Annotated in this window: 19 protein-coding genes; 4 read left to right on the forward strand and 15 right to left on the reverse strand. The window is 31.9% G+C overall.

The genetic code is table 11. The features are described from left to right. Positions 1 to 21 precede the first annotated feature (21 nt). From uxuA to RBH29_RS00320, 5 genes are all read right to left on the reverse strand, one after another. Positions 22 to 1,104 (reverse strand): mannonate dehydratase, encoded by a 1,083-nt coding sequence (gene uxuA / locus RBH29_RS00300; protein WP_306694248.1) that lies wholly within the window; start codon positions 1,102 to 1,104, stop codon positions 22 to 24. A 30-nt stretch (positions 1,105 to 1,134) separates the two neighbouring features. Further along, entirely contained in the window at positions 1,135 to 2,748 is a 1,614-nt protein-coding gene (locus RBH29_RS00305) for a mannitol dehydrogenase family protein (RefSeq protein ID WP_306694249.1), read from the reverse strand. Positions 2,749 to 2,978: 230 nt separating this feature from the next. Continuing rightward, complete coding sequence (locus RBH29_RS00310; RefSeq protein WP_306694251.1) at positions 2,979 to 4,088, reverse strand: site-2 protease family protein; 1,110 nt, start codon at positions 4,086 to 4,088, stop codon at positions 2,979 to 2,981. A gap of 43 nt (positions 4,089 to 4,131) precedes the next feature. Beyond that, positions 4,132 to 5,034: a hypothetical protein gene (locus tag RBH29_RS00315; protein WP_306694253.1), complete on the reverse strand. Its 903-nt coding sequence runs from the start codon at positions 5,032 to 5,034 to the stop codon at positions 4,132 to 4,134. A gap of 525 nt (positions 5,035 to 5,559) precedes the next feature. Further along, positions 5,560 to 6,954, reverse strand: coding sequence for a glycoside hydrolase family 11 protein (locus tag RBH29_RS00320; RefSeq protein WP_306694254.1), 1,395 nt, complete (start codon positions 6,952 to 6,954; stop codon positions 5,560 to 5,562). A 475-nt stretch (positions 6,955 to 7,429) separates the two neighbouring features. Between RBH29_RS00320 and RBH29_RS00325 the strand changes: the two genes are divergently transcribed. From RBH29_RS00325 to RBH29_RS00335, 3 genes are all read left to right on the forward strand, one after another. Then, positions 7,430 to 8,788 (forward strand): YheC/YheD family endospore coat-associated protein, encoded by a 1,359-nt coding sequence (locus RBH29_RS00325; RefSeq protein WP_306694256.1) that lies wholly within the window; start codon positions 7,430 to 7,432, stop codon positions 8,786 to 8,788. Positions 8,789 to 9,053: 265 nt separating this feature from the next. Then, the gene (locus RBH29_RS00330) at positions 9,054 to 9,779 is read left to right on the forward strand and encodes a tRNA lysidine(34) synthetase (protein ID WP_459076743.1); all 726 of its coding nucleotides are present in this window, start codon (positions 9,054 to 9,056) and stop codon (positions 9,777 to 9,779) included. Between the two features lie 155 nt (positions 9,780 to 9,934). After that, complete coding sequence (locus tag RBH29_RS00335; protein ID WP_306694257.1) at positions 9,935 to 10,330, forward strand: nucleoside triphosphate pyrophosphohydrolase family protein; 396 nt, start codon at positions 9,935 to 9,937, stop codon at positions 10,328 to 10,330. 79 nt (positions 10,331 to 10,409) lie between these two features. Here RBH29_RS00335 and disA read toward each other — a convergent pair whose 3' ends face one another. From disA to RBH29_RS00350, 3 genes are all read right to left on the reverse strand, one after another. After that, positions 10,410 to 11,486, reverse strand: a complete 1,077-nt coding sequence (gene disA, locus RBH29_RS00340; protein WP_306694259.1) for a DNA integrity scanning diadenylate cyclase DisA — start codon at positions 11,484 to 11,486, stop codon at positions 10,410 to 10,412. A gap of 88 nt (positions 11,487 to 11,574) precedes the next feature. Then, positions 11,575 to 12,942, reverse strand: a complete 1,368-nt coding sequence (gene radA, locus RBH29_RS00345; RefSeq protein ID WP_306694260.1) for a DNA repair protein RadA — start codon at positions 12,940 to 12,942, stop codon at positions 11,575 to 11,577. Positions 12,943 to 13,001: 59 nt separating this feature from the next. Continuing rightward, positions 13,002 to 14,936: a glycoside hydrolase family 15 protein gene (locus RBH29_RS00350; protein WP_306694261.1), complete on the reverse strand. Its 1,935-nt coding sequence runs from the start codon at positions 14,934 to 14,936 to the stop codon at positions 13,002 to 13,004. A gap of 224 nt (positions 14,937 to 15,160) precedes the next feature. Between RBH29_RS00350 and RBH29_RS00355 the strand changes: the two genes are divergently transcribed. Then, a complete protein-coding gene (locus RBH29_RS00355) occupies positions 15,161 to 16,417 on the forward strand; it encodes a glycosyltransferase family 2 protein (RefSeq protein ID WP_306694262.1) in 1,257 nt (418 codons plus the stop codon). A 56-nt stretch (positions 16,418 to 16,473) separates the two neighbouring features. On the opposite strand, the gene RBH29_RS00360 is transcribed toward RBH29_RS00355, so the two are convergent. The 7 genes from RBH29_RS00360 to fusA all read right to left on the reverse strand — a co-directional run bounded on the left by RBH29_RS00360 (position 16,474) and on the right by fusA (position 24,551). Further along, entirely contained in the window at positions 16,474 to 18,906 is a 2,433-nt protein-coding gene (locus RBH29_RS00360) for an ATP-dependent Clp protease ATP-binding subunit (protein WP_306694264.1), read from the reverse strand. Positions 18,907 to 18,971: 65 nt separating this feature from the next. Beyond that, positions 18,972 to 19,994 carry a protein arginine kinase gene (locus tag RBH29_RS00365; protein WP_306694266.1) on the reverse strand — a complete coding sequence of 341 codons (1,023 nt, stop codon included), beginning with the start codon at positions 19,992 to 19,994 and terminating at the stop codon, positions 18,972 to 18,974. A 114-nt stretch (positions 19,995 to 20,108) separates the two neighbouring features. Continuing rightward, positions 20,109 to 20,609 (reverse strand): UvrB/UvrC motif-containing protein, encoded by a 501-nt coding sequence (locus tag RBH29_RS00370; protein ID WP_306694268.1) that lies wholly within the window; start codon positions 20,607 to 20,609, stop codon positions 20,109 to 20,111. A gap of 65 nt (positions 20,610 to 20,674) precedes the next feature. Further along, positions 20,675 to 21,136 carry a CtsR family transcriptional regulator gene (locus RBH29_RS00375; RefSeq protein ID WP_306694269.1) on the reverse strand — a complete coding sequence of 154 codons (462 nt, stop codon included), beginning with the start codon at positions 21,134 to 21,136 and terminating at the stop codon, positions 20,675 to 20,677. 168 nt (positions 21,137 to 21,304) lie between these two features. After that, on the reverse strand, positions 21,305 to 21,499 hold the full coding sequence (locus tag RBH29_RS00380; RefSeq protein WP_306694271.1) for a hypothetical protein: 195 nt from the start codon (positions 21,497 to 21,499) through the stop codon (positions 21,305 to 21,307). Positions 21,500 to 21,582: 83 nt separating this feature from the next. Beyond that, a complete protein-coding gene (locus RBH29_RS00385) occupies positions 21,583 to 22,275 on the reverse strand; it encodes a heparan-alpha-glucosaminide N-acetyltransferase (RefSeq protein WP_306694272.1) in 693 nt (230 codons plus the stop codon). 191 nt (positions 22,276 to 22,466) lie between these two features. Then, positions 22,467 to 24,551, reverse strand: coding sequence for an elongation factor G (fusA, locus tag RBH29_RS00390; protein WP_306694273.1), 2,085 nt, complete (start codon positions 24,549 to 24,551; stop codon positions 22,467 to 22,469). Positions 24,552 to 24,759 lie beyond the last annotated feature (208 nt).

Below are 24,759 nucleotides of genomic sequence, written 5' to 3' on the forward strand. Positions count from 1 at the left end.
ATCTATTTGCAAATCACTCCACTATTCATCACTTTTTTTACACTTATCTATAGCTTCCCATAATCCATTTATGTATGTAGCTCCTAAAGCTCTGTCATAAAGGCCATATCCTGGTCTTGCTTTTTCACCCCAAATCATCCTTCCATGATCCGGTCTTACATAACCTTTAAAATCTATATCGTGATATGCTTTTACAATCTCATACATATCAAAAGAGCCATCACTGGATAGATGTGAAGCTTCGTGAAATGTCCTTTCAGATACAAATTTAACATTTCTTATATGGGCAAAATGAATTCTTCCCATCTTCCCAAAATACCTTATCATCTCTGGGATATTGTTATCTGGATTAGATCCCAGTGAACCAGTACACAATGTCAAACCATTATATCGACTGTCCACAAGCTTTACAAGCCTTTTAATATTCTCAATTGATGTAACAATTCTCGGCAATCCAAAAAGATTCCATGGTGGGTCATCAGGATGAATAGCCATTTTTATATCTTCTTCTTGGCATACAGGAATTATTTTTTCCAAAAAATATTTTAAATTATCAAAAAGCTTTTCTTCATCAACACTCTTATATTTGTCAAGAGTATCTTTAAGCTCTTTTAATCTATATGGTTCCCATCCAGGAAGGGAAAACCCCTGTGAATTGCTCTCCATATCCTCAACAAGTTTGACAGGATCAACTTTACTGATAATGCTGTCGTCATACGAAAGAACTTCCGATCCATCTTTTAATTTTTTAGCTAAATCTGATCTAAGCCAGTCAAATACAGGCATAAAGTTATAGCAAATCACCTTTACGCCTACTTTACCTAGATTTCTAATAGTCTCTATGTAATTTTCAATGTATTTATCCCTTGTAGAAAGCCCTAACTTTATATCTTCGTGTATATTTACGCTCTCTATCACTTCTAATTCTAATCCTTCATTTTTAACAGTACTTTTTAATTCATTTATTTTTTCTAAAGGCCAAACATCACCCACAGGAATGTCAAAAAGAGCTGCTACAACTCCTGTCATACCTGGTATCTGTTTTATTTGAGAAAGCTTTACACTATCATCTTTTTCTCCAAACCACCTAAATGTCATCTTCATATATATACACCCTCACTAATCTTTGTAAATTTAGCCTACGTACTTTTCCAATACATCTCTTACTGCGTTTTTTCCCTTAATCATTTCTCTAAAGTATTCATCTATCTTTTGTGCTAATCCAACATTATATAGATTTATACCAAATAGCTTTTCATTAGACAAAATTGGTTTTAGTTTATCCGACGCAAAAGACACATCTCCTAGCTCTATTCCATCTAAATATCGCTGCAATTCATTTAACATAGGATCTGGACTTAATTTAATCTTTTCTCCTTTATCATTAACACCAAGTAAATATCTCAGCCACCCTGCAATAGCCAGAGGAATGAATTCTAAATCCACTGCTCTTAAATTAGAATGATACGCATATGTTTTTATTGTTTCCCCAAACCTTATACCTACTTTTTGTGAAGTATCTGTAGCAATCCTCTGAGGGGAATCTGGAATAAATGGATTTTTAAGTCTTTTGTTTATCACTTCATCTATAAAATCTTTTGGATCTATTATTTCTGGATTTACAACAACAGGCATTCCCTCTTTATATCCTATTTTTTCAATTAACTTTTTTAAGTGTTTGTCTTTCATCTCATCAGCTATTAATCTATAATCTAACAGACATCCAAAGACAGCTAAAGCTGTATGCAATGGATTTAAACATGTTGTCACCTTCATTTTCTCTACCATATCTACAGTTTTACGATCTGTAAAAAGAGCTCCTGACAATTCTAACGGCATACGTCCATTTGGAAAATGATCCTCTACAACAAGGTATTGTGGCACTTCTGCATTTACAAATGGAGCTATAAATGTATTTTTATCAGTACAAAGTATACTAGTACTTTCAAAACCAATCTTATTTAAATCATCTTTAATTTTCTCTGAAGGTCTTGGAGTTATTTTATCAATCATAGTCCAGGGAAAAGACACTTTTTCTGGATCTTTTAAATACTCTAAAAACTCCTTTTCTACATGTTCATTATCTACCCAATTTCTAACCACAGTCAAAATAGCCTTTTTTAAAACATCTCCATTATGGGAACAATTATCCATGCTGACAAAAGCAATTGGTAGTTTTCCATTTTTGTATCTTTTATATGACAATGCTGCTATTTTAGAAATAAGGTGCTCAGGTGCCCTTGGCCCGCTTTCAAAATCATTTATAACACGTGGTAAATAATTTCCTGATATATCAGTTAGAGAATAACCTTTTTCAGTTACAGTAAAACTTACCATCTGAAGAGATTCTTTTAAAAATATATCCTCCAACCTTCCCCAGTGACTTTTTCTTGAAGTATCTCCTACAAGACTTTCTGCCACACTGGCAATAACTTTTTTCTTTAAACTTCCATCAGGTTCCATAAGCACTAATAAATTTAAATTATCATATGGCTCATAAATTCTGTCTATTATCTCATAGTCAAATGTCTCCGCTGCAATAATTCCTGTCTTTGACTTTCCCGAATTCAATAACTCTTGCTGCAAAGCTGCTATAAAACCTCTAAAAATATTACCTGAACCAAAATGAACCCAAGTTGGATTCTCTTTTGTAGCTTCTATCATTTTTTCTAAATCAAATTGAGGTAATTCAATATCAGCTTTGTCCCACATGCGTGGTTCTGCTATTTCACTTTTACTCAACTTCATTGCTTTATTCACCAATCCTTATTTACTATTTTATTATATTTATCTTATTCTAATATTCCACCTTTTATAAAGTGGAGTTGCTCTTATAAATCTTCAGGCGGAGTTGAGTTTCCAACTGAAGCTTGGATGTTTAGCTTTAGCTAAACGAATTTACTTAAATTTTCCGTTAAACTAAAAGTTATATCAATAATTCAATTTTACATTTAAAACCCATTTTTTTCAACCAGTTTTTAATTTTCCTCTATTACAGTTTTAAGCCTTTTGACCAGTTTTTCTTCAATTAATGCCTGTCCCTTGATGGGAAATTTATCTGCAACTTCTAAAGCTCTTTCACAAAAAAACTTTGCCACATTCATGTTTTTATTTACATAATATTCATAATAAGCTTTTACTCTTATTCCATTAATATCTTTATCATTTTGCAATATCTTCCCTGCCTTTTTGTAATATTTAGCTGCTTTTTCTCTTTCTTTGTTTATGCAGGCATTATAACAAAGCTCATAATAAACATGGGGAAGCAACTGACCGGGAATATAATTTATAGTTTGTTTCATTATATTTATGTATTTAGAACATTTTTCAGCATCATCAGCATCTAAAGCCTTAAAATATGAATACATCAAAATTGTTGTATCCATCATATCAGGTTGATATATGTTAAAGTTAGATGGAATCGCTACATCTTCTAAGGATTTTCCTGCCGAAATTTGAGAACACAATTTGTTAACCTCAATAACTTTATCTGAAAAAGGTCTTTTAAATATCATACTCCATATTATTTTACCATCAGAGGGATTATTTCCTGAAAAAAAAGGAATAACGTTAATTGTTCCCAACAAGATAGAAATTACAGCAGTTATAATCAAAAACATATTTAATGAATTATTTACATTGTATATATTTTTGATTACTATTAAAAATATACCAAATACCATATTAAATAAAATTCCGCCTGCATAATACAGTAAATGATTATGCGGTGAAACCTCTTTTTCAGGAACTGTCATAGCACAAAGCCCTATATAATCAATGTTTTTTATAATGGAAAATTTAATCCTACCATTTTCATTATCTATAGCAAAAAAACCTATTCTGTATGAAATTAACTTATAACCACTAATTTTCCCAAATATTAAATGTCCCAATTCATGAACATTAATGGAAATAAATACTGCAATACTCAAAAAAATAAAAAATAAAATGATATTTGTAAAATCCCATTCACCAACTAAAAAACTGCCAACTAAACTATATCCTCCTATAAATCCTAAAAATGAACCCACCAAAACCGGCAGCAAAATTACCATTCTTTTATTTTTAGCTTCCTCTGCTTCCCCCATAACAAATCCTCCATATTAAATCATAAAACTAAATTTTTAGACTTTAGAAAAATTCTTCCTTTTCTTCTTTTGTATAAAATAATTTTAAACTCTCCTCCTCAGATAGAGGTGCTTTGGATTTCAAGAGATAAATCCTTGCATCATTCCTCTCAATTTCTGCTTTCTCTTCAAGTTCTACCATCTTTTGTGGAATACCTGCTTCTTTAACCATTTGCTTAATCTTTTTATACATTTCAGAATTTCCATAAAGATATTTGCTTTCAAATAAAACTTTTGAAGCTATCTTAGCCTTAAAATTATCAAATTTCAACTGTTGCTTTATTTTTGAAATGTCTTTTACCACATAATCTATCTCTTCATTGTAGTCAGGATTTTTAAGCAGAAAATTTTTCTTATCATATATTAAAGCATCAATATTATTAACTATGCTATCTGGAAGACCTTTAGTAACAACTACAATGTCAAGGTCTGAACCTTTGACCAATTTTCCTGTTGAAGATTCCGGCCTTGGCTCTAAATGAGCCATCTCAAACACCACATCTCCTGCAATTAAAAAACATATGTATTTATTCAATATCTCAGAATTTTCATGAGTCTCGACAATTTGTCTTATTGTCTCATATGCTAAATTAAATTTATTTTTACTGATATCAATTATGTTTTTGCAAAGCACTTCAGTTTTTTCCAGTATTCTTCCAATATCTCTTTTAGTACCAATAACAGTATATGAATAAAATTCTCTTACAATAGAAGGTGACAGTCTAGCATATCCTTCTACCTGTTTGTCAAATCTTAAATATCTTTTTCCGATTGCTTTTGTTGTTATTTCCCCACATGTATTGCAAATTTTCCATAAACAAAAATCATCTAATTGAGATTTTTGCTGAAGCTCTTTTCCTGTCATAGGGCCATGTTCTTCTAATATCTTTACGACTTTATCTACCATTTCCATAAAGTATGCTTTTTCTCCTTTTTTATTTTAAAAATACACTAAACTGATAAATAAGATATATTATAATTCTTTTTACAATATTAAAATACTAAAAAATTATTACTTCTAGACTTTAATCTTATTCTAAGACTCCATCTTCTATAATGTGGAATTTTAGAATAAATCTTCAGGTGGAGTTGAGTCTCCACCTAAAGCCTCGATGTTTAGTTTTAGCTAAACGAGTTCTCTTTACAAATCCTATAATATCACAAATTTCATATATCAGTCAAAAAAACTTCATACTAATGGTGTATGTAATAAATTGAAAAAGAAACATTCTACAAACTAAAGTTTAGCTTTAGCTAAACGAGTTCTCTTGATATTTTCACTCACACAAATTACATTTAGCTTCATATTAAAAGTGTATATAAAATAAAAAAGGATGGAAAAGCACCACCCTTTTTTATTATTTTAGTTTATAGCAAAAAACTATAAAATATTTTTATTATTTTTTAAACTTTACAACAATACAAACTGCAATCAGTCTTCAACTGGAAAACTATCGATGATTTCTAATATATACCTACTAAGCAAAGTTGCATCGGTAGAATCAATAACTCCGTCTCCGTTTAAATCAGCAACAGAAATATCGTCAATAGAAACTGGAATTTCTAATATATATCTTTGTAGTAGTGTGTAGTCACTTGAATCAATAACTCCATCTCCGTTTAAGTCACCATATATTACTTGTGGATCAGGATCTACTGGAGTTGTTCCTTCTCCTGCTTCAGAAAAAGTAATCCAATCAATATTTACAGGTCCTGTAAATACTAATACAATATCATTTTCTCCTGTAACAGAACTAATATCTGTAGAAAGTTCGGTATATTCATCCCAATCTCCTGTTGAACCTACTTCTAAAGTTCCTAAAAGAGTTCCTGTTGAGCTTCCTACCCTTACTTCAATATCTGTAGGATCTTCTACATCAGATCCAACCCTTGCAGTAAATTCATCTGATCCATTGCTTCCAAAATCAACATTATTAAAAGTCAATGTGTCTCCATTTTCTATGTATCCAATACCGTCTCCTCCATCGTCTGTTCCTACAATCTCCATAGTAGAAGAACTAAAATCGTTATACTCCTCAACTTCAATAGTTGAAAAAGCACTTCTTGAACTAGGACCAGGATTTTCTGGCATGTCAGACTCTGAAGGCTCTGAAGGCTCTGAAGTATCTGGTGCATCAGGCATTTCGCCACCCACAATAAGATCATTAGTATTTACAACAGCTGAACCCTCACTTTGCCATCCTTCTACAGTAAGTGCAACTTCATACATATTACCCATAGGCATTCCCATGTCTTCCCATGCAAGAAAGTGTTCAGTAACTGATATAGTTCCACTGGTTTTTTTGGAAGTTCTTACGCTCCAGTACTGCTGGAAAGTTGCAGTACCTATAATGGAAGGCTGCTCAGTTCTGGTAGTTTCATATATGTCATATGTGCCTCCATCAACAGTAATTTGTCCCATTGACGTTGACCCTGGTGGTCTCCAGCTCCCCCAACTGTCAACTATATAATATTCTACAAGTGGATCAACCGTCCATCCATAAATACATAGATATGAATTTCCATCTGGATTGTAATCAACATCATATTCCACAACTATATTTCCAAGTTCTTGGTGTGTTTGAGTTTCATCAAATTTCTGACCTTTACGGAATAATATATTATTTATATTACTCCACTCACAACTAAATGTTCCACCCTCTGTGAGAGTCATACTTCCAGTTCCTTCATCTTTCCAGTACTCATAGTCGTATCCGTCATGGGTACCAATTTCATTCTCGGTAATGGTTTGTGCCTGTACATTTGGTGCTAGCAATAAGGTAAAGCACATCATAACTGCTAAAAGCACCATCGCTTTTTGTTTCATTTTAAATTCCTCCCTACTTTTCTTTAAAATCTTATATTAAATATAATATAAACAACTTTTTATAATATGTTGTTTATTTTTTTATTATATATTCTTTTTTATCATTATAGCATAATTTCCACTACATTTAAACTCATTTTTTAAGAAAAATGTAGCATGTTATTGAAGAGTATTTACATGCTTTTAACTGCGAAACTTTAGTTTTTAGAATATTGTTCTTCACCTTTAATATGTACCCTTAAACTTTTGTTCACATATCTATTAAGATAATATTCACTTCAAGAAGAACCGAATAGCAGAAAAAATAATATATTACAGTATATAGATTTATTTTATGGAAAGTTTTTAATTGATTTTTATAACACCATAATGACTTTTATTTATAGGTGTTAGTAATAAATTGTTCTCTATATAATATTTAGATAATTTTTTATTACGTAGACTATTTTAGACTGTTGTAATGGAGGGTATTAAAATGCTAGTTAAAATAGAGGTAATTCCAGGTAATGATAATATTGTTACTCTTCCACCACCACTTTTAAAAGATTTGGAAAAGCATGTCTGGATTATATTTGGTGCAAAAAAAATAAAAGCACAAGTAAATATACCTAAAGATAATAATTTACAAAACCAAAGCACGCTATCTGATATTCCAATTAAAATTGCAATGTCAAACAGCCTTAAAAATCAACTTTTAATTCCTGAAGAAATAACTTATCAAATAAAACTTTATAAATCCCAAATAATATTAGGGCCTGTAATCGGATTTTTGATAAGCAAAAATAGGGATTATTACAATATTAGTTTCTTAAATAGTAACCGTGACAGAATGGAGGGATACAATCAAAGAGGTGGATTAATCTGTGCGTTTTCGTTGGAAAAAATAAACTGGCAAAATAAATCAGCATATGGATATTATTATAATAAGAATAAAAATATATGGGTAGAAAAAAAAGTTCCCATTCCCAGCGTAATATATTCAAGAATTTTTTCTATTAAACCAGAGCGTATCACAAAATTAAAAAAATTAACAAAGGACAGAGTATTCAATTCCTATAGGTTTACAAAATATGAACTATATGAATATTTTCAAAAACAAGAGCAATTAATTAAATATCTTCCTAAAACTGAATTATGTAAGGATATAAAGCAGGTTACAGAGTTTATAGAGAATAATAATAAAGTTATACTAAAACCCATTAATCTTTCAAGAGGAAGGGGTATATGTATTATTGAAAAAACAAACTATGGATATAGAATTTTTGACTATAGAAAGAATACGGAAAAAAAGCATAGGGTAAGAAATAAAAAATTACTGATACATTTTCTAAATGATGGCATTTTTTTGAATCAAACCTACCTTATACAAAAATATATTTCTCTGGCTAAGATAGAAAGTTGCCCTTATGATGTACGAGTGGTAATGCAGAAGGTAAATAAAAACAAATGGGGGTATATAGGAGAAGAATGCAGAGTTGGACAAAAAACTCTACTAACTAATATTTCAAGGGGTGGTTATGCTGTCTCACTAAAAAAAGCAATTACCAAGTCCTTTAAAGAAGAAGACTATGAAGACATAAAGACTAGCATTATGCAGCTGTGTGACAAAATATGCTGCCATATGGATAGAGCTGGAGAACATTTTGGGGAATTGGGAATAGATATTGGCATTGATAATGAAAAAAAGCTCTGGCTTATTGAAATAAATGTATTACCAACCTTCAAAGGTTTTAAAAAATTAGATTATAATCTTTATTTAACCTTAAGAAGTACCCCTCTGCAATATGCAGTTTCTCTTACTGAGTTTGGAGATAGTTACAATGAACTAGTTTAGCTTTGGTTAAATATTCCAAATTCAAGTGGCTATTCAACTCTACTTGGGAATTTATAATAGTAACTCCACTTTAGGTGGAGTATTAGAATAAGATAAAATATATAAGAAACATTGTAAAACTTTAGTTTCTGGAATATTGTTCTTTACCTTTAATGTATAAAAAAAGTTTCTTGATTAGTACGTTAAATCTATGTAATAATGTATTCAGGTATCATAAACAATTTAAAAGACTTTTGGATAACCTCATAGATTGGAAGTGATTAAAATGGAAGGTTTTTTGAATCAAAAAAGAATACTTGGTCAGGTAAGAAAAGCAATTGAAGATTTTAATATGATAGAAGATGGAGATAAAATAGCTGTAGGAGTATCTGGCAAAGACAGTATAACTCTATTGATAGCTTTACGACGGCTTCAAACATTTTTAGATAAAAAGTTTTTTTTAGAAGCGGTTACTCTTACCTTGGGAATAGGTGAATACAATTTAAATTATGTGAAAAATCTATGTGAAAATATTGGAGTCAATTATACAATAAAAGAAACTCTTATTGGTAAAATTGTCTTTGAAGAAAAAAGTGAAGAAAATCCATGTTCTCTTTGTGCAAATATGCGACGGGGAGCTTTAAATAATGTTGCTAAGGAATTAGGATGTAATAAAATTGCCCTTGGACACCACAGTGATGACGTAATAGAAACTCTAATGCTCAGCACTTTATTTGAAGGAAGAATTTATACTTTTTCTCCTGTTACTTATTTGAGCAGAAAAGAACTATATGTAATAAGACCCTTACTATATGCCAAGGAAAATGAAATAAAAGGATTTATAAATGCTAATAATATTATCCCAATTAAAAACACATGCAAAGTAGATGGAAAAACAAAACGTGAATATATTAAAAACCTTTTAAAAGAAATATGTAAAGAAAACAAGTACACAAAAGAAAATATTTTTGGTGCAATAAAACGCTCTAGTATTGATGGGTGGAATGTTTAAGACTTCTTTTTTAAATAGTAAGTTTATCCAGTTTAATTTTCATTGACAAAATACTATTAAAACAATTATAATAGGTATATCAGTTAAGTTTCTTGATCGTTTAATGCCTTTTGAAAATTCTGTTGTTAATCAATACACCTAAGGAGTGAATCATATTGAAGGACATGATGGTAGATCAATTCCAATTTACTGTTGGAGAACTTTTAATAAGAAATAAAAGTATTTTAGATCTTATTACTAAATTTCAGGATTCAAATGCTAGAGTTAATCGTGGCATTGTGAAGTCTATTACCCAATGTGGTTGTGTAAAAGTAAACGCTGAAAAACAGGTTAGTTTTGCAGATGCTGATTTTGATGAAGTAAGAAATTTAATGAAAACTCATTTAGAGGGAACTCTTTGCGAAAATTGTAGGGATTATATTGAAAAAGATATTGGAAGAAATCTTTTTTACTTAGCTTCAATATGTAACACCCTAGATTTGAATTTATATGATATTATAATAAAAGAACTTGACAGAATAAAAATGCTTGGAAAATATAATTTAAGATAAAAAGTTGTCTGTATTGGGCAACTTTTTTTGGTTTAAAAGAGTTTCTCTAGAGTTTAGCTTTTATTAACTTGCTTTTTAGCTACATTTTTCTAGTACTTAAAAATAGTTGTTCCTGAACTCTTCTCAATCCCTCTTTAATTAGTCTTGACCTTACTTCACCAATTCCTTCAACCTCGTCAAGCTGGTCAATTGATGCATTTAAAATCTCTTGGAAGTTCAAGAATCTATCAACTAAATTTCTTGTCACCATCATGGGAACTTTGGGAACTTTGCTTATTAATCTATATCCTTTAGGATATATTGCAGTTTCAAAAGCATTTGAATTTCCATTATAACCTAATAATTTGCATATATTTGCCGTCTCCATAAGTTCATCAAAGGAAAGCATTCTTAAATTGTTTCGAATCTCTTTTGCTGACATATCTTCTCTGTCCATGTAATCTTCAACTATTAACACTTCATCATCGTCAATATTAGCTAACAACTCTTCTAACTGCATACTTATAAGCCTTCCCTCATTTCCCAATTCACAAATATATCTGCCAATTTCAGAGGCAACTCTTAATACCATTTCTGTCCTCTGAATTACAAAAGCCACATCGTCAAGAGTTACAATATCCTCAAACTCAAGGACACTTAAGTTAGTAACTGCCGTATCTAAAACTGATTTATATTTTTCCAGTGTCTGCATAGCTTGATTAGCTTTATTTAAAATGGCTGGTGTGTCTTTTAAAATATATTTTATTACTCCCTTATAAATTGTGATGATATTCCTTCTTTGGGATATGCTTATAACAGTTTCCCCAGTTTGTTTTGCCACTCTATGTGCTGATTTATGCCTTGTACCAGTTTCGCTGGTGGATATTTTAGCATCAGGAATAAGTAATGCATTTGCATACAAAAGTGTTTTCAAATCTTTACTTAATACAATGGCACCGTCCATTTTTGCAAGTTCATATAGGTGGGCAGGCGAATATTCCTTGTTAATGAAAAATCCACCATCTACAATGTTCATTATCTCCCGTGAATCTCCAATAACAATCAATGCCCCAGTTTTAGCCTTTAAAATGTTCTCCAGCCCTTCTCTTAAAGACGTACCTGGAGCAAGCATTTTTAAAACTTCAAGTAATTTTTCATCTTTTTTTACATTATCCATAGTATACCCCTCCAGAGAATCATTGATAAATATTATAACAATAAGTTAAGTTTGGATAATCAAACAATACCAGTTTATGCAAAAATATCTACTGCAAAATTATATTCAATGCATCCTGCACATTTTCTACACCTTTTACATCTATATTATTGACTTCTTTCATCCCCTTAATAACTTCCATATTTCCTAAAGGAACTATACATTTCTTAAAACCTATTCTCATGGCCTCCATAACCCTTTTATCTGCTTGGTTGACAGCACGAACCTCACCTGTCAAACCTACTTCTCCAATTAAAACAGTATCTATATCTACACAAACATTTCTAAAACTAGATGCAATGGCTGCAATAATGCCTAAGTCACATGCTGGTTCATCAACTTTAAGTCCTCCCACAACATTAACATATGCATCAAAATTGTGAAGTTGCATTCCCACTCTTTTTTCAAGAACTGCCATCAACAATGTAATTCTATTATAATCAACCCCCGTTGCCATTCTTCTTGGCATTCCAAAACTTGTTGGACAAACAAGTGCCTGTATCTCAATAAGCATAGGACGTGTACCTTCAAGACTGGATACCACAACTGATCCAGGCACACTTTCAGCCCTTCCAGAAATCATAATTTTAGACGGATTATCAACCTCAACAAGCCCTATATCTTTCATCTCGAATATTCCAATTTCATTGGTAGAACCAAATCTATTTTTTACAGCTCTTAAAATTCTATAACTTAAATGTCTCTCTCCTTCAAAATAAAGAACCGTGTCCACCATATGTTCTAAAACTCGAGGCCCTGCAATTGAGCCTTCTTTAGTTACATGACCAACAATGATTATTGCTATATTCATACTTTTGGCAACTCTCATAAGTCCTGCAGTAATATCTCTTACCTGACTTACACTTCCTGGTGCTGCTGATAATTCTTCATTAAACATAGTCTGTACCGAATCAATAATTATTAAATCAGGTTTTTCTTTTTGACTTAAGGCATTAACCACCTTAAAATTGGTTTCAGATACCATTAATAGATTTGAATTGCTTATACTTAATCTATCGGCTCTTATCTTGATTTGCTTTATAGATTCCTCTCCTGAAATATATATAATTTTAGAATTTTCTTTGATTTTATCGCATATTTGCAAAAGAAGGGTGGATTTTCCAATTCCTGGATCTCCAGCTACTAGTACCAGTGAGCCTTCTACCAACCCACCACCAAGCACTCTGTCCATCTCATCTATACCTGTTTTGTACCTGTCTTCTTTTTCTATTTGAACATCATTTATACTTACAGGCTTTACACTGGACAAAAAAGCTTCATCATTTTTTTTAACCAATGGCTGTTGTATTTCTTCTACAAAAGTATTCCATTGATTACACCCGGGACATTTACCCAACCATCCTGTTGATTCATAACCACAATCCTGACAAGTAAAAAATGTTTTTTTCTTCGGCATGTCTTTTTCTCATCCTTTTCACATAATTTTTACATATACATTTTAAATGTAAGTGCCGTTTAAATACTTTCTGTTCTTTTTAGCTTTTCCAAAACCAATACAAACATAGCATGGGACCATGTAAGTGGAATAACCCAACAGGGCTCTCCATTGTCCTTGCTTACCTGCTCTGGAAGAAGATCTAACTGTGTACGAGCTTTAACTGCCCAGTTAAAATACTCTTTGGCTCTTTCATATTCTTCAATTTCAATATAATAAAGAGCTAACCATAAGGTAGTTAAAACCCAAGGATTCCCACCAATATAGCCATCATTTTCATACCTTTTTATTCCACCAACTGGGTGTGATGTAAGAGCTTTTTCAATAGCCCTTACAGTATTTACTACCCTTTGGTCTTTTGCATCAAACACCTTAAATGGAACAATTAAACCTAAAAGACTAACATCTATAGTATAATCCTCTAAAGTTACATCTCTTTTATATCCCTTACTGTTAACTGTAACAACTGTAGTATGATTTGAATGTTCACTTCCCCAAGGATTAAGTTTTGTTTTTACACTTCTTAAAAATCTGTTCGCCTGAGGTTTCCATAGGTTTTGTTCTATTGCTATTTTTAAATTTTTAGCTGCTAAATCCCATTTTTCTATTATTTTGAAAGGAGCATTAAGTATTTTTGCTGCACTAACCCCTGCTTTTATACCTCCATAAACAGCAGCAGATGAATAAGCGTGCTCTCCAACCCTTTCCTCCCACAAATCGTAGCTAGGCTTTGGAAGACCTGTCTCTATATCAATAAATCCAATTAAAAATTCAACACCACATGTTATGCTGTTCCACATTTTAGCAATAAAATTTTTATCCTTTGTATTTTCATAATGCTTTACCATTCCAAAAATAAGTGCACCGACCTCATCTATCTGTATCCCCCAAGAAGGTGCAAGATTTCCGTCCATATAATATCTTTGATGCCAAGAACCATCGTCCTCCTGTGTCATAACAGCCCAATTATAAAACTTATCTACATCTTCAATAAGCCCTGAAACATCGAGAGCATCTGTTATAAAGGCTGCATCTCTCCCCCAGCAATACCCATATCGTCCGCACTTTGTAAACTCTTCATCCACCTCTGCCGATGCCAACAAACCACCTGTTTTTTCATCTGCCATAAGCTTAAAAACCAAAAGAGACCTTTTATATAATCTATCAATTGTGCTGTTTCCTGTTATTATTTGTTTAGAACTTTTTAAAAATTCAAACCAATATCTTTTTGTTTTATCAAATTCCATTTCAAAATCTATCCTTTTGCATTCCTTCACCAGTTTTTTTGCTTCTTTTAGAGTATTAGAAGCACAGATATAAAGATTAAATATTTTATTTTCTCCTGGTATAATTTTTCCCAACTCCCAGGAAAGTGCACCATCTTTCATCATGCCTATATTTTCATATCCATTAAGCTCTGTATGTTTTGCACAATCAAAGGCATTATTTCCTAATTGAAATTGAAATACTTCATAATCAGATGATATTGAAATATAATATCCATGTCTGTAATGTATCAATGCGTCAGTGTCAAAGTCAAATAAAGTGCTTCCCAGTTCAGAAATAGTTGAAATACAAGAAGAATATTGTACAAACCCCAGATCCACTTCATGTTGACCTATATTTTCTATTGTGTAATTTCTTATTAAAATATCTTTATCTTTTAACACAAAATCTTTTTGCTCAATTTTAAGTGATTTTTCTTTACAACTATAAATTTTCTTTAATATATTTGTATCTTCTATATAAGTTTGAGTACAATTCCAGTTATCCTCACCAAACCATGAAGTGCTGTTTTTATGTCCTTTTAAAAAAATCCCCGCAACCATTTTATCTATGTGCTGTGGATAATCAATATTAGGCCAGAATAATCTGGTCAATTCCCCTCTTTTAGTTAAACACCCAAGCATTCTTGAGTTTCCAACAATGGCATCATTAAAATAGGTTTTTGACATAAAATAAACCTCCACATTCCATAAATCGCATTTATAAATTTTTAGAAAATGCGTAAAATTAAACCTTTAGCTTGAATAATAAGATTTCTTTTAATTCTGGATTTTCAACCATTTAATTATAACATAACATTTTTTATAATTAAATATCATAAATATTTTATTTTATTAGGTGCAAAATAATAAAGAAATTCAGACAATAACTAAAGTATTATTGGAGGAGTAAAATGTTATCACAAATAAATAGTGTGATTTTTCATACAACTCAGTTAATACAGGTGATAATATTTACCGCAGGATGTTATTTTTTTGGAATATCTATTTTTGGATGGTTAAACCGTAAGGTAGACAACAAAGGAGAGTTTTTTCCTCATAAAAAATTTGCACTAATTATAGCTGCTCATAATGAAGACAAAGTAATAACCCATGTAATTCATAGTCTTTTTAGGCAAAACTACCCTGAAAATTTATTTGATGTATTTGTAATTGCTGATAATTGTACTGACAAAACAGCAGAAATAGCTCAAAAGCATGGTGCTATCGTATATAAAAGATTTAATTCCACTGTTAAAGGGAAAGGACATGCTTTAGAGTGGATGTTTAAAAAAATATATGAAATGGAAGAAAAATATGATGCTATAAGCGTTTTTGATGCTGACAACCTTGTTTCATCCAATTACTTATTGGAAATGAACAAGCAATTATGTAAAGGTCATAAAGTTGTACAGGGTTATATAGACAGCAAAAATCCTTATGATTCATGGATAACATGTTCATATTCAATTGCTTTCTGGCTGTCTAACAGAATATTTCAGCTTCCAAGATACTATTTAGGATTAAGCTGTGGACTTTGTGGTACAGGATTTTGTATAGATATTAATGTTTTAAAGAAAATAGGCTGGGGTGCCACATGCCTTACAGAAGATTTAGAATTTACAATGAAGCTTGTTTTAAAAGATATGAAAGTAGCATGGGCTCACAGTGCAGTGGTTTACGATGAAAAACCTCTGACTTTAAAACAGTCATGGAGACAAAGGAAAAGATGGATGCAGGGACATGCAGACTGTACAAGCAGATTTTTAGGTTCTCTTTTTAAAAAGGCTTTTAAAAATGGGGATCTTATATCCTTTGATTGTGCAATCTACATGTTTCAGCCTATAAGATTAATATTTATAGGTTTAATTACAATAATGATGTGGATACAAATAGTTTTTCCTGAATCTCCTTTTTTTACGCTAAAATATTTGTTTCCCGCAGAGGTTTGGTCGGTATTTGTAATACTACAATTTTTATACGGACCTATTGTAATTTTAGCTGAAAAAAAGTTTAGCCGTAAAGTACTGTTAGGATTTTTGATTTACCCCTTTTACTGCCTTACATGGATTCCAATTACCATACAGGGCTTTTTAACTAAAAACAATAAGGATTGGAGTCACACTGACCACTCAAGAGAAATTAGTATTAACGATTTAGAAAAGGCTTAAAAAACACAGAGGAGCTATTACGTTAAGATAGCTCCTCTTTTTTTACTTACATAAATTCATCCCTTTTTCACAACCAATTCGTCTTCATTTCTTTCTATAGTTACCTTGTCCCCTGCTTTAACTCGACCATCTAGCATTTCTTCTGCAAGCTTGTCCTCAATCATACTCTGTATCGCCCTTCTTAAAGGCCTTGCTCCAAACACTTGGTCAAATCCTTTTTTGGCTAAAAGAACCTTTGCATCATCTGATATCTCAATATCTATGGCATTGTCCTTAAGCCTTTTTGCTAAAACGTCAACCATAAGCCCAACTATCTCTACTAAATGCTTTTCTTCTAGTGGGTGGAAAACTATAATTTCATCAATTCTGTTTAAAAATTCAGGTCTAAATGTCTTTTTAAGTTCTCCCATAACATTGTTTTTCATATCTTTATAATCTTTTGATTTATCGTCAGCTCCTGCACCAAAACCAAGACGTTTAGGCTCAGTAATAAGCCTTGCTCCTACATTGGAAGTCATGATTATTACGGTATTTCTAAAATCCACATTCCTTCCCTGGGAATCGGTAAGTCTGCCATCCTCAAGTATTTGCAACAAAATATTAAAAACATCTGGATGGGCTTTCTCAATTTCATCAAAAAGCAAAACAGAATAAGGGTTTCTTCTCACCTTCTCTGTAAGCTGTCCTCCTTCTTCATATCCTACGTACCCTGGAGGTGAACCTACAAGTCTTGAGACACTGTGCTTTTCCATATATTCAGACATATCTATCCTTATCATTGCATTTTCATCTGCAAAAAGAGCCTCTGCCAATGCCTTACTTAGTTCAGTTTTTCCTACTCCTGTCGGTCCTAAGAATATAAAAGATCCAACTGGTCTTTTAGGATCCTTAAGCCCTACACGCCCTCTTCTAATTGCCTTAGCTAATGCCTTTACAGCTTCATCCTGACCTATTACTCTCTTATGAAGTTCCTCTTCCATATTCATTAATCTTTCAGTTTCTTCTTCTGCAAGCCTTTTTACTGGAATGCCTGTCCAATCACCTACGATTCCTGCGACTTCCTCTTCGTCAACAGTATCTGTTGTAGTTTGATTCTTTTGCTGCCAGCTGTTTTTTGCAGTCTCCAGCTCATCTTTTATTTTCTGTTCTTCATCTCGTATTCTTGCAGCCTTTTCAAATTCCTGACAAACTATAGCATCTTCTTTTTCTTTTTTCAACTTTTCAGCTTTCTCCTCTAGCTCTTTTAAGTCTGGTGGAGCGGTAAATGATCTGAGTCTTACTCTCGACCCTGCTTCATCAATTAAATCAATTGCCTTGTCTGGTAAAAACCTATCAGTAATATATCTATCAGATAAATTAACAGCAGCTACAAGAGCTTCATCTGTAATCTTTACTCTGTGGTGTGCCTCATATTGATCTCTCAATCCTTTTAGAATAATAATGGCTTCTTCTTTTGTCGGTTCCGATACAGTAATAGGCTGAAACCTTCTCTCTAAAGCTGCATCTTCTTCCACATGCTTTCTGTATTCATCAAAAGTAGTTGCTCCAATTACCTGTATTTCACCTCTTGCCAGAGAAGGTTTTAAAATATTAGATGCATCAATAGCTCCTTCAGCAGCTCCTGCACCTATGATGGTATGCATTTCGTCAATAAAGAGAACTACATTTGCCGACTTTTTAATTTCCTCAAGGGCTTTTTTCAGTCTCTCTTCAAACTCACCTCTATACTTTGCTCCTGCAACCATAGATGATAAATCAAGAGTTACAACTCTCTTATCTTTTAAAGTTTCTGGAATATTGCCCTCTACAATTTTTTGTGCCAGCCCTTCTGCTATTGCAGTTTTACCCACTCCTGATTCCCCTATAAGGCAGGGATTGTTTTTTGTTCTTCTGCTTAATATTTGAACTACTCTTTCAATTTCTTTTTCTCTTCCTACTACAGGATCAAATTTAGCTTCCCTAGCCATTTCTGTCAAATCTCTTCCAAACTTATTTAGTACAGGTGTATTTGAATTATCTTTACCACTTTTAGGAACCCCCCCTGCATTTGGAGCTTCCTCATTTAACATCTTAAGCATCTCATGGAATAGTTTCTGAGGATCAACACCTAAATCCATTATTATTCTAACTGCAACACTCTCTCCTTCTTTTAAAATTCCAAGGAGAAGATGTTCAGTTCCTATATAATTATGACCAATTCTTCTTGCTTCTCTAAAACTTAATTCAAGAACTCTTTTTGTCCTAGGAGTAAGACCCAAAGGCTGTTCATTTGTCATTTCTCCCCGACCAATTAATTCTTCAATTTCTTTTATAACTTTCTCTTCAGTCATTGCCTGATTTTGTAAAACACGTGCTGCCACTCCACTTCCTTCTTTAATGAGTCCAAGAAGTAAATGCTCTGTCCCTACGTAATTATGACCTAATTCCATTGCTACTTCCTGTGAAAACTTCATTGCTTTTTCAGCTTTTTCTGTAAAACGTCCATACATATGTTAATCCTCCTTTTATCTCTATTTGTAATTAAAAGTAATTTTTTTGATTTAGCTAAACGAGTTCACTTTAACCTGTTCCTAATTAGTTCGGCCCTTTTAACATCTCTTTCTCCGGAAAGAAGCTGTCTTCCTACCGACTGTTGCAAATTTGCCGGTTGTATGCTAATAAATATTTCATTGAGATTATTTATATCTATGTTACTAATTATACCCATATCCACTCCCAGTCTAACATCTGAAAGTAATTTAAAGCTTTCTTCAGAAGAAACTATTCTAGCATTAGATAATATCCCTAATGCTCTGTATATCCTATCTTCAAATCTGAAAGGATTTTGCCTGTAAAGCTCCTTTCTAAGCATCCTTTCCTGATCAATAACCTGTTTTGCAATATTTTTTATGTTTGTAATTATTTCCTCCTCTGTTTGTCCTAAAGTTACCTGGTTAGATATTTGAAACATATTTCCCGATGCTTCAGAATTTTCTCCATATATACCTCTAACTGTTATTCCAAGTTTGCCACACACTTCAAGAATACCTTTTACATGTCCTGTCATTGTAAGGGCTGGAAGATGAAGCATTGCTGATGCTCTTATTCCAGTGCCAACATTTGTAGGACAACTGGTTAAATAACCAAAGTTTTCTTCAAAGGCAAAATCTACATTTTCCTCAAAAAGATTGTCTATACTATTGCATAAATTCCAAGCATTATCTAGCTGCATACCTGGAAAAAGGCACTGAATTCTGAGGTGATCTTCTTCATTTATCATAATACTTGCTCTTTCATCACTACTTATAATAATACCACTTTCCATATTACTATCTGCTAACTCTGTACTCATAAGATGCTTTTCAACAAGTATCTGCCTGCTCAGAGGACTTAATTTTTGTATATTTTCAAAATCAAATCTTCCAATGTCGCTACCTTTTTCAAGTATAACATCTTTTACTTTTTTCAATACCTTTTCTCCATCTTCCCTCTTCATTCTAAAAGGAAAGGGGAAATCTTTAAAATTTCGGGCAAGCCTTACTCTGCTACTCATGACCACATCTGACTCAGGTCCCTTTTCTATATACCACCCTTTCATTTATATTACCTCCCTACTTCCTAATAGTTTATCTTATATTCAAAACACCATTTTCCACAATTAAATGTACTACTTGTACAAGACTTAAGAAAATTCACTGTCTTTTATTAATTTTCATTCTTTTTTTGATTCCATTTCTTTAATTTGATCCCTGATATCAGCAGCTTTTTCATACTCCTCGTTTTTTATACAAGCATCAAGATGCTCCTTTAATTTTCTAATTTCTCTTGACACTTTTACCTTACTATAAACTCTTCCAGGTATTTTTCCGTTATATTGTACACTTCCATGAAGCCTTTTTAATAATGGCATAAGTTTTTCACCATAAGCTTTATAGCAATCTGAACAACCAATCTTTCCTGTTTTTTCAAACTCATTATAACTCATTTTACAACTGTCACATTTTATTTCTGAATTATGCTGCTTGACAGATTGCATATATGGAACACCCATAATACCTGAAAAAAAATCATTTATACTAAGAGGCGAGCCAATGTTAAACTTTCCTTCTTCTCTAGCACATTGATCACATAAGTAAACAACATGTTTATTATTGTTTATTATTTGAGTAAATTGAATGTTGGCAACTCTTTTTTGACATTTTTGACATAACATAAACATCGCTCCTTTCTAAAGTATATTAATTCATAAATACCAAGTTGTTTCTTAACCATTACATCCTACATTAAAAGACATACCAGCATATTTTTCAATATATTTGCTCTTAAAAAACCTCTTTGTTCTCTAGGCACAGTAGCCAAAACCTTATCGCTTGTTGCTGCCTTTAGCATCAATCCTTCTTTTTCTGATATTATGTTATAATCGATAAAATTATTAATAAAAGCTTGAGCTATCTGCTGGGAAATATTATCACCTATAGATGTAACAACATGCATAAGATGATTTTTATCTTTATGTCTTATACTAACTCTTTTTATCCTTATATGCCCTCCACCACCTCGCCTGCTCTCTACATAATAACCTCTGTCTGATGTAAATCTTGTGTCTATAACATAATTAATTTGTGAAGGAACACATTTAAACTGATTTGCAAGCTCATTTCTTTGTATTTCAATATATCCATCGGTGTCATTAATCAACTGCTTAATAAAAGCTTCTATCAAATCGCTGAGTTTCGCCATACCCACCACCCTCCTTAGTGATTTTTTGTTCAATTCACTTTGACTATCTTTGACCTTTAGTATTATTATATTTTATTTCTTTAAAAATTTCAAGGGAAAAGAAATTAAAAAAGCCCTTTAAAGATTAATCTTTGAATAGGGCTTTTTTAATAAAAGCGAGAAAAACACTCAACTTTCTTCTTTCTCTATAGAGTTTTTTCGTGTTTTATTATTTTTTTCTGTTACTTGAGCTAAATGACGTGCCTTTTTTTTCTGCTCTTCTGGAGTAATCCATTCATGAAAAGATGATACAAATTCCCCATACTGGGTTGTATCCTCTATTCTCTCATCCTTAATATTGTTTTTATTATTTTTATTTGACATTTATTTCAATCTCCTTTTTAAAAAACTAATACTATTATTTATTTTTTCAAAAAAATAAAATTTTATTAGTTTATAAGTAGATGTTATTTCTTAGCCATTGTTAAAAACATTATTATCAAAATAACTGGCTGATGAACAACATATACAAAAAGTGAGTGTCTTCCTAAAAAATTTATAACATTATCTTTTATATCAAAAGAAAAGATGCTTTTCTTTTGCCTATATATTATCTTGCTAAGTAAAATACCTGCAATAAAGAATGAGGACCAAGGTAATAGTGGATAGTAATCTAGTGAAATAAAATTTTCATTTGATAATCCAAACATAAAAAAATAATTGCTCTTAACTGTTAGATTAGAAAATATAAAATTTATTAAAATAATTGCAACAATCAAAATAAAAAGCCAAGGTATATTAAGCTTTTTAAATACTGGAGAAATAATCATACATATTCCTAATAAATGCAAAATACCAAATAAAACATACGCTTCTCTATTAAAAATATATGTAAAAAGGGTAATCATCATTGCAGTTAAAAAAACAATTATTCCTCGCTTAAAACTATTTCGGCTAAAAGAAGTACTTGTACCAGAAATTAATATAAAAGAAGATGCAACTGCAATTCTTAAAACATTTGTAAAACCAGAAGAATAATTTATCGATATTTCAAAAAAATATTCTAGGTTAAAGAGTATATGTAATACAATCATCAATATTATTAATATTCCTCTTGCCATATCAACTTCCCATATACGTTTTGAACTTATCTTTTCCATGCCCCCTCCTTAAATGGGTATAGGTACATTAAATTACTTTTCCCGCACCATTGTTATATTATTAAGATTTTTATAAATTTTTACCCTTAAACTAAATTAAAGATAGCACAAGCAAGCCCAAGTTAATAAATAACCTGGGCTTTTTATACATAAATGATTTTTAAATATCAACATATCTCAATGTTAAAGCATCAGTCGGCTGAGTCTCCACTTTCCTTTTTAGCCTGTTCAATTACTTTTTCGCTTACCTGTGCAGGTGCTTCTTCATATCTTTCAAACCAAAGCTTAAACTTACCTCTACCTTGAGTCATAGAGGTTAAATCTGTAGCATATTTAAACATTTCTGCCTGAGGAACTTCTGCTTCAACTTTCTGAATACCATTTTCCTGAGGATCCATTCCTAATACTCTTCCTCTTCTCTTATTTAAATCACCTATTATTTCCCCCATATAGCTGTCTGGAATATAAATTTCCGCATGAGCTATAGGCTCTAATAAAACAGGTGAAGCTTGAGGTAAGCCTTTTTTATATGCAAGACTTGCAGCCATCTTAAAAGCCATTTCAGAGGAGTCAACTGAATGATATGAACCATCAACCAGCGTTGCTTTTAAATTAACTACAGGATAACCTGCTAAAACTCCTTTTTTAATACTTTCCTGAAGTCCTTTTTCAACAGCTGGAAAATATTGCTTTGGCACTGCTCCACCAAAAATCTTTTCTTCAAAAGTCAATTCTTCAGTTTCTCCAGGCTCAAATTCCATCAATACATGTCCATACTGACCATGACCACCTGATTGTTTTTTATGCTTTCCTTCTACCTTAACTTTCTTTTTAACTGTCTCTCTATATGGAACCTTTGGATCAGCAAGCTCAACTGAAACACCAAATTTTGATTTTAATTTACTCACTACAACATCTAAGTGAACTTCTCCAATACCAGAAATAAGCATTTGATGAGTTTCTGAGTTTATTTCCACTTTAAACGTAGGATCTTCATCCTGAAGTTTGTGAAGACCACTCCCGATTTTTTCCTCGTCACCTTTTGACTTAGGTTCAACTGCCATAGATATAACAGGTTCAGGGAAAACAATTTTATCTAATTCCACAGCATTTGATTTTGTACAAAGAGTATCATTTGTATTAACATTTTGAAGCTTAGCAACTGCACCTATGTCACCTGCTACCAGCTGATCAACCGGTATTTGCTTTTTACCTCTTAACACAAATAACTGAGATATTTTTTCATTTTTTTCGGTGGAAGTATTATAAACTAAAGAATCTGATTTCAAAGTTCCTGAGTATACTCTAAGCATTGATATCTTACCAACAAAAGGGTCTGCTATTGTTTTAAATACCAGTGCTGAAAGATCCGCATCTTTTGATATTTCCAATTCACACATTTCATCTGAATCTTTCTTTTTAGCCTCTACTACCTTTTCATCAGATGGAGCCGGCATTAAATCTATAATTGAGTCCATCAAATTTTTAACTCCTAAATTATTAGAAGCACTTCCGAAAAACACTGGGGTTAAAAATCCATTTTTTATTCCTGTACGAAGACCACTGTTTATTTCTTCATCTGTAAATTCCTGACCATCAAAAAACTTTTCCATAAGTTCTTCATCTGTCTCTGCAACGGCTTCAATTAATTCCTCTCTTGCCTCTTCTATTTTATCATTTAAATCAGAAGGAATTTCAACTTCTTCTAATTTTTCCTTTCCAAATTTTAAGGCTTTCATGGTAACAATGTTAACATAACCAATAAATTTATCACCTTCAATTATTGGTATTTCAAATGCAATAACATTTTTCCCAAAAGTGTCTACCAGTTGATCAAAAACCTTATGGAAGTCTGCATTTTCATCATCCATCTTATTTACAAAAAACATTTTTGGAATTTTTCTCTCGCTTGAATAATCCCAAGCTTTTTCGGTACCAACTGCAACACCACTTTTTGCAGAAACAAGTATTACTGAACTATCAGCAACTCTAATTCCCTGTTTTACCTCTCCAACAAAATCAAAATATCCTGGAACATCAATAACGTTAATTTTGTGATTTTTCCATTCACATGGACATATAGATGTGAATAATGAATTGTTTCTCTTAATTTCTTCAGGGTCATAATCAGACGTAGTCGTACCATCTTCAACTTTTCCAAACCTCTCTAATACCTTGGTATTAAAAAGCATTGCTTCTGTAAGAGTGGTTTTACCATGTCCTCCATGTGACATAAAACAGACATTACGAATTTTTTCAGTATTCAAGTCTTTCATAATAATTCCCCCTTATATATTTAAATTGAACTTTTTTCAAAAGCTCTTTTCTTTGCTTTGCTTGTGCTTTTAAGGAGTGTTACTAAATTATTACATCAGATGCCTTATTCTTTCCCAAAAAGATAGTACTTTATTCACTTTATTATAACTCTACTTTAAGTATTCAACCAATAATTTAAATTCCCTCTTTATAAAATAAATTTCTTTT

Origin of the sequence: Herbivorax alkaliphila, from assembly GCF_030848475.1 — a bacterium.
In the GTDB taxonomy this organism is placed as follows: Bacteria; Bacillota; Clostridia; order Acetivibrionales; family Acetivibrionaceae; genus Herbivorax.

What these genes read in the sequence shown, in the direction of transcription:
- uxuA (WP_306694248.1), bottom strand. Translation starts at nt 1,104, where the DNA reads ATGAAGATGACATTTAGGTGGTTTGGAGAAAAAGATGATAGTGTAAAG.
- RBH29_RS00305 (WP_306694249.1), bottom strand. Translation starts at nt 2,748, where the DNA reads ATGAAGTTGAGTAAAAGTGAAATAGCAGAACCACGCATGTGGGACAAA.
- RBH29_RS00310 (WP_306694251.1), bottom strand. Translation starts at nt 4,088, where the DNA reads ATGGGGGAAGCAGAGGAAGCTAAAAATAAAAGAATGGTAATTTTGCTG.
- RBH29_RS00315 (WP_306694253.1), bottom strand. Translation starts at nt 5,034, where the DNA reads ATGGTAGATAAAGTCGTAAAGATATTAGAAGAACATGGCCCTATGACA.
- RBH29_RS00320 (WP_306694254.1), bottom strand. Translation starts at nt 6,954, where the DNA reads ATGAAACAAAAAGCGATGGTGCTTTTAGCAGTTATGATGTGCTTTACC.
- RBH29_RS00325 (WP_306694256.1), top strand. Translation starts at nt 7,430, where the DNA reads ATGCTAGTTAAAATAGAGGTAATTCCAGGTAATGATAATATTGTTACT.
- RBH29_RS00330 (WP_459076743.1), top strand. Translation starts at nt 9,054, where the DNA reads ATGGAAGGTTTTTTGAATCAAAAAAGAATACTTGGTCAGGTAAGAAAA.
- disA (WP_306694259.1), bottom strand. Translation starts at nt 11,486, where the DNA reads ATGGATAATGTAAAAAAAGATGAAAAATTACTTGAAGTTTTAAAAATG.
- radA (WP_306694260.1), bottom strand. Translation starts at nt 12,942, where the DNA reads ATGCCGAAGAAAAAAACATTTTTTACTTGTCAGGATTGTGGTTATGAA.
- RBH29_RS00350 (WP_306694261.1), bottom strand. Translation starts at nt 14,936, where the DNA reads ATGTCAAAAACCTATTTTAATGATGCCATTGTTGGAAACTCAAGAATG.
- RBH29_RS00355 (WP_306694262.1), top strand. Translation starts at nt 15,161, where the DNA reads ATGTTATCACAAATAAATAGTGTGATTTTTCATACAACTCAGTTAATA.
- RBH29_RS00360 (WP_306694264.1), bottom strand. Translation starts at nt 18,906, where the DNA reads ATGTATGGACGTTTTACAGAAAAAGCTGAAAAAGCAATGAAGTTTTCA.
- RBH29_RS00365 (WP_306694266.1), bottom strand. Translation starts at nt 19,994, where the DNA reads ATGAAAGGGTGGTATATAGAAAAGGGACCTGAGTCAGATGTGGTCATG.
- RBH29_RS00370 (WP_306694268.1), bottom strand. Translation starts at nt 20,609, where the DNA reads ATGTTATGTCAAAAATGTCAAAAAAGAGTTGCCAACATTCAATTTACT.
- RBH29_RS00375 (WP_306694269.1), bottom strand. Translation starts at nt 21,136, where the DNA reads ATGGCGAAACTCAGCGATTTGATAGAAGCTTTTATTAAGCAGTTGATT.
- RBH29_RS00380 (WP_306694271.1), bottom strand. Translation starts at nt 21,499, where the DNA reads ATGTCAAATAAAAATAATAAAAACAATATTAAGGATGAGAGAATAGAG.
- RBH29_RS00385 (WP_306694272.1), bottom strand. Translation starts at nt 22,275, where the DNA reads ATGGAAAAGATAAGTTCAAAACGTATATGGGAAGTTGATATGGCAAGA.
- fusA (WP_306694273.1), bottom strand. Translation starts at nt 24,551, where the DNA reads ATGAAAGACTTGAATACTGAAAAAATTCGTAATGTCTGTTTTATGTCA.